5 protein-coding genes and 1 tRNA gene are annotated in these 7,669 nt (G+C 49.3%); all 6 read right to left on the minus strand.

Annotated elements, in window-relative coordinates; genetic code table 11:
• Window positions 1-76 precede the first annotated feature (76 nt).
• The gene (locus tag Q0J41_RS02325; protein ID WP_296225630.1) at window positions 77-1,723 is read right to left on the minus strand and encodes a peptide ABC transporter substrate-binding protein; all 1,647 of its coding nucleotides are present in this window, start codon (window positions 1,721-1,723) and stop codon (window positions 77-79) included.
• A 329-nt stretch (window positions 1,724-2,052) separates the two neighbouring features.
• Window positions 2,053-3,681, minus strand: a complete 1,629-nt coding sequence (locus tag Q0J41_RS02330; RefSeq protein WP_296225632.1) for a peptide ABC transporter substrate-binding protein — start codon at window positions 3,679-3,681, stop codon at window positions 2,053-2,055.
• A gap of 199 nt (window positions 3,682-3,880) precedes the next feature.
• Window positions 3,881-4,531 carry an HD domain-containing protein gene (locus tag Q0J41_RS02335; RefSeq protein ID WP_296225635.1) on the minus strand — a complete coding sequence of 217 codons (651 nt, stop codon included), beginning with the start codon at window positions 4,529-4,531 and terminating at the stop codon, window positions 3,881-3,883.
• A gap of 307 nt (window positions 4,532-4,838) precedes the next feature.
• Window positions 4,839-4,911, minus strand: a tRNA-Thr gene (locus Q0J41_RS02340).
• Window positions 4,912-5,482: 571 nt separating this feature from the next.
• Window positions 5,483-6,748, minus strand: coding sequence for a tyrosine--tRNA ligase (gene tyrS, locus Q0J41_RS02345; protein ID WP_296225637.1), 1,266 nt, complete (start codon window positions 6,746-6,748; stop codon window positions 5,483-5,485).
• Between the two features lie 256 nt (window positions 6,749-7,004).
• Window positions 7,005-7,669, minus strand: a 665-nt coding sequence (locus tag Q0J41_RS02350) for an acyltransferase family protein (protein ID WP_296225638.1), incomplete at its 5' end; no start/stop codon positions are given.

Here is a 7,669-nt window from a genome sequence, read left to right on the forward strand (position 1 = left end):
ACATAAATCCCAAAATAAAGAAAAAGTTGAGCGTTATTGCTAACGTCTCAACTTTCAATTATACCACGGTTAAATTTTAATTTTTAACCGCGTAAGTCGTCTTAAAGTCTGGGTATTCGCCATTGAAGACCAGGTTCTTGATGTTTGGTCTGATCATCCAGGCCTGGCCCATGTGGTAAAGCGGGCTGATGGCTTCCTGGTCGATTAGGATCTTTTCCGCCTTGAGCAAGGCCTTGCGGCGCTTGGTCTTGTCCATGGTCAGGGAAGCCTTGACTGCCTTGTCGTATTCCTTGTTCTTCCACTTGCCAAAGTTGTAAGTCTGCCCTGACTGCATGTAGGCCAGGAAGTGGTATGGGTCTGGGAAGTCGCTGGTCAAGCCGCCTAAAACGACGTCAAAATTATTGGCAATTTGCCGGGAAACCCGGGTCGTCTTTGGCAGGTTGTTGACGGAAACGGTCATCTTGTCGCCAAAAGCCTCAGTCAAGGCGCTCTGGATGAACTCGGTCTGCTTCTTGTAGCTGTCATCATCATCGGCCATCAAGGTGAAGGAAACCTTCTTAACGCCCAGTTCCTTCAAGGCCTTCTTGAAGTAGCTGCGAGCGGACTTGAGGTCGTATTCCACGTACTTGTTCACGCTGGAGTTGGCACTTTCCGCTTCCTGGGCAAAATTCTTCCCATCTAAGACCACATTAGTGGCTGAGAAGGTCTTGGCCTGGGTGTTGTAGGTCCCGATCGTGGACAGGAGCTGCTTGCGGTTAATGGCCATGGAGATGGCCCGGCGGAGGTTGGCGTTACGGAAGATCTTTTTCTTCTTGTAGTTGTAGCAAAGGTAAGTAGTGTTACCCAAGGTCAGAACCCGGTAGCCCTTCTTGCCCTTCATGCTCTTGGCCGCCTGGGTGTCCAGGATAGCCGCGTCCAGCTTCCCGGTCTGGTAGAGGTTGTAGTCAGTTGACGGGGTCTTCTGGACGCTGTAGTTGATGGTCTCCAGCTTAACTGCCTTCTTGTCCCAGTAATACGGGTTCTTAGCCAGCTTCCAGGTCAGGTTGGACCCGGTCCAGCCCACGGACTTGAAAGGCCCGTTATAGATGGCGTAGGCGGATTTGGTCCCGTAGCGCTTGCCATACTTCTTGACAGCTTTGGAGTCCAGAGGCTTCAAACTGATGGCCGTAACGACCTTAAAATAAGGAATCTTCTTTTCAAAAGTCACGACCAGCTTGTACTTGCCTTCGGCCTTAACCCCCAGGCTGGACGGCTTCTTCTTGCCTTCAGAGATCTTGATGGCATTCTTGATGCCTTCGTAGTTGTTAACCTGACTGGAAGCGGTCTTGGGGTCCACCTGCCGGCGCCAGGCGTAGACAAAGTCTTCCGCCGTCACCGAGTCCCCATTGGACCACTTGGCATCCTTTCTCAAGTAAAAGGTCCAGGTCAAGCCATCTTTGGAAGTCTCGCTCTTGGTAGCCACGCCCGGAACAGTTTTGGAGTTTTCGCCCAGCCGGTAGAGGCCTTCATAGGTATTGGCGATCTGTTCCTCGCTGGCTGTATCGTCGGCTTTAGCTGGGTCCAGGCTCTGCAGTTCAGAAGTAGTCATCCAGTTGATCGACTTTTCATAGCCGCTGCTGGACACGGGCTTGGCTGACTTAGTCGCGGTCTTGCTGCAGGCTGCCAGCAAGAAGGCGCCGGATACGGCGACAGTTGCCGTCAGAAGCTTTTTAAAATTACTCACTGTTTTATCCTCTCTTGGTCAAAAAACTTTTTTGTAAAACATATTTTCAGCAATCCATCATCATCTAATCATTATCTCATTATAAAATATTTACCATCCTGTGACAATTCAAAAAATATAACAAAAGGAAGATAGCCAGAATAATATATAAAAAAGAAAACGGAGCCAGGGCTCCGTTTTCGAAAAATCTGTCAACTTAATTTACCGCTTAAACTACTTGATGTAGGCGTCCTTGAAGTTGTAAGGTTTCAATCCTTTTTTAAAAATAAAAACAGGCAAAAAAGAGAACGCCTTCCGGCGTTCTCTTCTAAGCTTTAGCTAGCTTGTTTTTACTTGATGTAGGCGTCCTTGAAGTTCCAAGTACCACGGTTTTGGTATACGTCCTTAACAGTTGGACGGATCAAAGCAGACTTAGTGTTGTAGTAAAGCGGAGCAACACCGACATCGTTCAGCAGGATATCTTCTGCCTTAGTCAGGTCGTCCCAACGCTTGCTGGTTGAAGCAGTAGTCTTGGAGTCAGCGATCAGCTTGTTGTAAGCTGCGTTCTTCCACTTACCGTTGTTTTCTGGGTTAGTTGAAGTGAACAAGTCCAAGAAGGAGATCGGGTCAGCGAAGTCGGCACTCCAGCCGGAGATTACGACGTCGAAGTTACCGGCAGTTGACCGGGACAGACGGGTCTTGAATGGCAGGTTTTGAACTGAAACGCCGACCTTGTTGCCGAAGACTGATTCGAAGTTGGACTGCAGGAATTCAGTAGTCTTCTTGCCGGCGTCAGTGTCGTCAGACAGGATCTTGAAGCTGAACTTGCTTACGCCCAGTTCCTTCAAGCCCTTGTTCATGTACTTCACAGCTTCCTTCTTGTTAGTTGAAGCTGGGTAGAAGCTTTCAGCAGACTTGGAGATCCGCTTAGTGTAGTCTTCACCGTTGACGTCAGTCAATTGGGTTGGAGTCAAAGTGTTGGCTGGAACACTGTTGCCGCCCAGGGATGAAGTCAAGCCCTTCCGGTCAAGGGCAAGTGACAGGGCCCTGCGGACATTGGTGTTAGCCAGGTACTTGTTCTTGGCCAGGTTGAACTGCATGTAGAAGGTAGCACCCTGTTTCAAGGTTACGTAGCCCTTCTGGTTCTTCAATTGCTTGGTTTGTGAAGCGTCCAGGGCAGTGTAGTCCAGCTTGTTTGATTGGTACAAGTTGTAAGAAGTTGATGGAGTCTTTTGTACACTCCAAGTGATAGTGTCAAGCTTGACGTTCTTCTTGTCCCAGTAGTATGGGTTCTTGACCATCTTCCAAGACAGGTTTGAGCCAGTCCAACCGGTTTGCTTGAACGGACCGTTGTACAGCATGTACTTGGAAGCAGTACCGTACTTAGAACCGTACTTGGTTACGGCCTTTTCTGATTGTGGGAAGAAGACAGCAAAGCCCATCAGCTTGTCGAAGTAAGCGATCCGGCGTTCCAAAGTAACAACCAGCTTGTACTTGCCAACAGCCTTAACACCCAAAGTGTCAACCTTCTTCTTGCCAGCTACGATCGCGTCAGCGTTCTTGATCCCGGAGAAGAGGTAGGAATACTGAGAAGCAGTCTTTGGGTCAACAGTTCTGCGCCATGAGTAGACGAAGTCCTTGGCAGTCAGTTCGCTGCCGTCGCTCCACTTGGACTTGCGCAGGGTGTAAGTGTAAGTCTTACCGTCCTTAGAAACCTCTTCACTGGTTGCCAAAGCCTTTTCCAACTTGGAGTTCTTGCCTAAACGGTACAAACCTTCCATAGTGTTTGACAACTGGTTGAAGGAAGTAGCGTCAGTGGCCTTGGACATGTCCATGGTTGGAATTTCGGCTGCATCCGTCCAGTTCAAAGTCTTCTTTGAAGAAGAGGATTCCTTACTGCTGTTGCCGCCGCAGGCAGCCAAGAGAGCAGCTGATGCCAGCACAGTTGCACCAACGCTCAAAGTCTTAGATAACTTCATCTTTTTTGTTCTCCTTATAACACATATTTGTTGTGGTTAAAAAAGCGACCTACACAGCCAAAGCCGCCCTTTAGTTAACATGATATTTTGATTATAATTCTAAGTTAGCCTCTTTTCAAGGGCCAACTTAAAGAAAAATAAATTTTTGCCCATAAAAAGCTAAAAAGATGTCATCACATGGCCAGTTTGTTAATTTCCTCTAATTTAAATACCACTCCTGCTTAAATTCCTGAACAAAATCCCGCATATATTCTGTCCGCCGGCGGGCTTCCTTTTGGGCGGCCTGGCTGTTCATCAGCCCTTCCAGCTTAAAAAGTTTTTCATAAAAATGATTGATCGTAGTTTCTTCATGATTCCGGTATTGATCATGACTGACCAATTCCATCGGCGGAATTTCCGGGTCGTAGATCTTGTCATCGTGCTTGCCACTGTAAACGAAGGCCCGGGCAATCCCTATCGCCCCCAAAGACTCCAGCCGGTCGGCATCCTGGACATACTCTCCTTCTAAAGAGAGCTGGTAGTGGCGGTCAATATTTTTTGAAAAAGACATGTGCTCGATCGTGAAAAAGACATTGTCCTGGTCGTTTGCGCTTAAGCCGGCAGCCGTGAAGACTGCCCGCAATTCGGCTAAAACTTCACTTGGGTTTGGGCAGACCTTCTCATCGATCGTATCGTGGACAAAACCCGCCGTATATGCAATGTCCCGGCTCTTTTGGCTGGCAAGCGGGTGATCCGCCAGCAGCATTCTTTCGGCCAAGACTGCCACCCGCTTGCCGTGGTAATAGTCATGCCCCGTTCTTTCTTCAGCCAGGTTTTCTTTGACAAAATCCGCGATTAGTTTCCGTTCCATTTTTACCTCCATGTGTGCTGTAATTATTTTTTCAATTATAGTGGATGGTTCTAAAAATGCAAGCAAAAGAGAACTAGAGTTCCTAGTTCTCTTTTGCGGTTTTATAGTCCTTTTGCGATGATAAGATGACGTAAAAGGCCTTGCCATAGCGAGAATCTTCCACCAGCCTCGCTGACCATCAGGCCTAATTTTTTGCACGCGATTCTCCTCCAAATAACTATTAACTAATAACCCATAGTATAACAGGATTGGGAACAGACACGCAAATATTTTTATCACTTTTACTGATCAGTTAGTTACTTTTTTAAGCTGCTAGCCAGATTTGAACTGGCGACCTCCTCCTTACCACGGCGGTGCTCTACCTCCTGAGCTACAGCAGCGAACCTATTATAGCAAAAAGCCGGGGCTTTTTTAACCGATTTGACCATTCAAACGGAAAAATGAGCCATTCAGTAGCGGTTGGCCCCTTTTTATCAAAGGGACGGTTAGCCCTGGAATGTACACGCTGAAGTATCGTGCCCCAGGCCATGGCCGAGGCTGATTGACTGGGGACCTCACCCGGCTTAGGTGTTGCTCATGACTTTACTCAACTGGGCAAAAGTCTGCTCATGATCTTACTCAACTGGGCAAAAGACGGCTCATGATCTTACTCAACTGGGCAAAAGACGGCTCATGATCTTACTCAACTGGGCAAAAGTCTGCTCATGATCTTACTCAACTGGGCAAAAGTCTGCTCATGATCTTACTCAACTGGGCAAAAGTCTGCTCATGATCTTACTCAACTGGGCTGTAGCATAAGTTAGTTGAGTAAATTTCGGGCCGCAAGTCAGTTTACTTGAGTATGTTTTTGAGCAGATTTTTTCAAAAATCAATTTAGTTGAGTAAAATTTGGGCCAATATCCACCCAAAAAAGGACCCGTTCAACTAAAACGAGTCCTTTTTCCATGATAATTAGTCCTTTACATGAACCAAAGTGTACTTCTTCTTGCCCTTACGGATGATCACGAACTTGCCGTCAAAAGCAGCCGCCGGGTCAACTTCAAAGTCGGTGTCCTGGATCCGGTCACCGTTGACATAGATGGCGCCATTGTTAACGTCTTCTCGTGCCTGCCGCTTGGATGATTCAATCCTGGTGTCAACCAGGAAGTCAACCAGGTTCTTCTTTTCTGCCCCGCTCTCAGCGCTTGGCGCCTTGGCCAGGGCGATTTCTACCTGCTTGGTGGTCAATTCCTTCACGTTGCCGGAGAAAAGGGCCTCAGTGACCGTTTGGGCTTCCTTCAAGCCTTCTTCGCCGTGAACGAACTTGGTTACTTCTTCAGCCAGGCGCTTTTGCGCTTCCCGCTTCCAAGGTTCCGTCTTGACCTTTTCTTCCAAGGCGTCGATTTCTTCGTGGCTGAGGAAGGTGAAGTACTTGAGGTACTTGATCACGTCCCGGTCGTCCTGGTTGATCCAGAATTGGTAGAATTCGTAAGGACTAGTCTTTTCCGGATCCAGCCAGACAGCACCGCCGGCGGACTTGCCAAACTTGGTCCCGTCGGCCTTCAGCATCAATGGAATAGTCAAACCGAAGGCTGGCCGGTCTGCCCCTTCCAGGCGGTGGATCAAGTCAATCCCGGCCGTGATGTTGCCCCATTGGTCAGCCCCGCCGATCTGCATCTGGACGCCGTGGTCCCGGTTCAAGATGTAGAAGTCGATGGCTTGCAGGATTTGGTAGGAGAATTCAGTGAAGGAGATCCCGTTTTCCAGCCGGCTGGCTACGACTTCCTTGTTCAGCATGTTGTTGACCTGGAAGAGCTTGCCGTAGTCGCGGAGGAATTCCAGCAGGGTCATCTTGCCCAGCCAGTCACGGTTGTTGACGATGCGGAAGTTTTCCGTGCCAAAAAGCTTCACCATCTGCGCTGTCAAAGCTTCTTCATTGTGCTTGATCGTTTCTTCGGACTGTAGGACCCGTTCAGTTGACCGGCCGGATGGGTCACCGATTGACCCCGTGCCCCCGCCGATAACGATGACTGGCTTGTAGCCGGCCAGCTGGAATCTCTTCAAGATCATGAAAGGAATCAAGTGACCGATGTGCAGGGAATCACCCGTCGGGTCAGTCCCGCAGTAAAGGGCCAGGTCGTTATGCTTGGCCAGGTAATCCCGCAAGCCTTCCTCGTCAGTTTCCTGGTTGATGGCGCCGCGCCATTTCAAATCTTTCAAAATGTCAAAATTTGCCATTTCTGCCTCCAAATAAAAAAGTCCCCGGATCAAAAGATCCAGGGACGACTAAATTCTTTCTTAGCCGTGGTACCACCCACGTTCGCACAAAGTGCCTCTTGGGAGCTTCTTAACGGGGTTCTCCTCCCCGCGCTGTATTTCGTCTGCCTGGCCTGTCTAGCTCGCACCAACCGCTAGTTCTCTGAACGCTGAACCAGGCAGCTACTTCATTGTCGCGTTTTTATAAAAATAACATGAATTCGCCTTAGGGTCAAGCCTATAAAAGCCAGCGAGCCAAAAATCTGCTCCTGCGCAAGAGCCAAACGATAGCCAGACTGCTGGCAAAAATCACAATTACCAAGCCAGGCAGCCAGGCAGAATTACTTGCTGCCAGCTGCCAGACCGGCGTCTTGCCCCAGTAGTAAATCAGAAGCGGGTGCAGCAGATAGATCCCCATGACTGACCCGGCAAATTCCCCTAACACTTTTTCTGACCACAGCTGCGGTTTTAAGGTCTGCAGGCTGAGGAAGACCGCGCTGCTTTCCAGCAGGACAAAAAAGGAATTGTAGCTGTACAAGGTCAGGCGCAAATGGCCGGCCTTCGCCGTCAGCCAGCCAGACAAGCCGATTGTCGCTCCAGCCCCCAACAAGCCCAGGGCCTGAGCAAAGTGCAGGTTACGCTTGCTCATGTGGGCCTGGCTAAAGTAGTAGCCAGCCATGTAGTAGCCCCCAAAGCCCCTTACCATTTGCAGGTCCAGCTTGCCCAGCAGACGCCTAAAAGCAGCAAGCGCGTCAGACATATGCTTAGGCGGGTTCGGCCAAAGGCGGATTAAGTCCAGGCCGGTCGGCAAAAGCCAGGCAAAGACCAGGGCCAGCAAAAGGTAGTATTCGAGCAGCCGCCGTCTTCTGGCCAGCGGCCGCAAAAGCGGTGTCACCAGGTAAA

The sequence above is a fragment of the uncultured Lactobacillus sp. genome (assembly GCF_944327175.1).
GTDB lineage: Bacteria > Bacillota > Bacilli > Lactobacillales > Lactobacillaceae > Lactobacillus.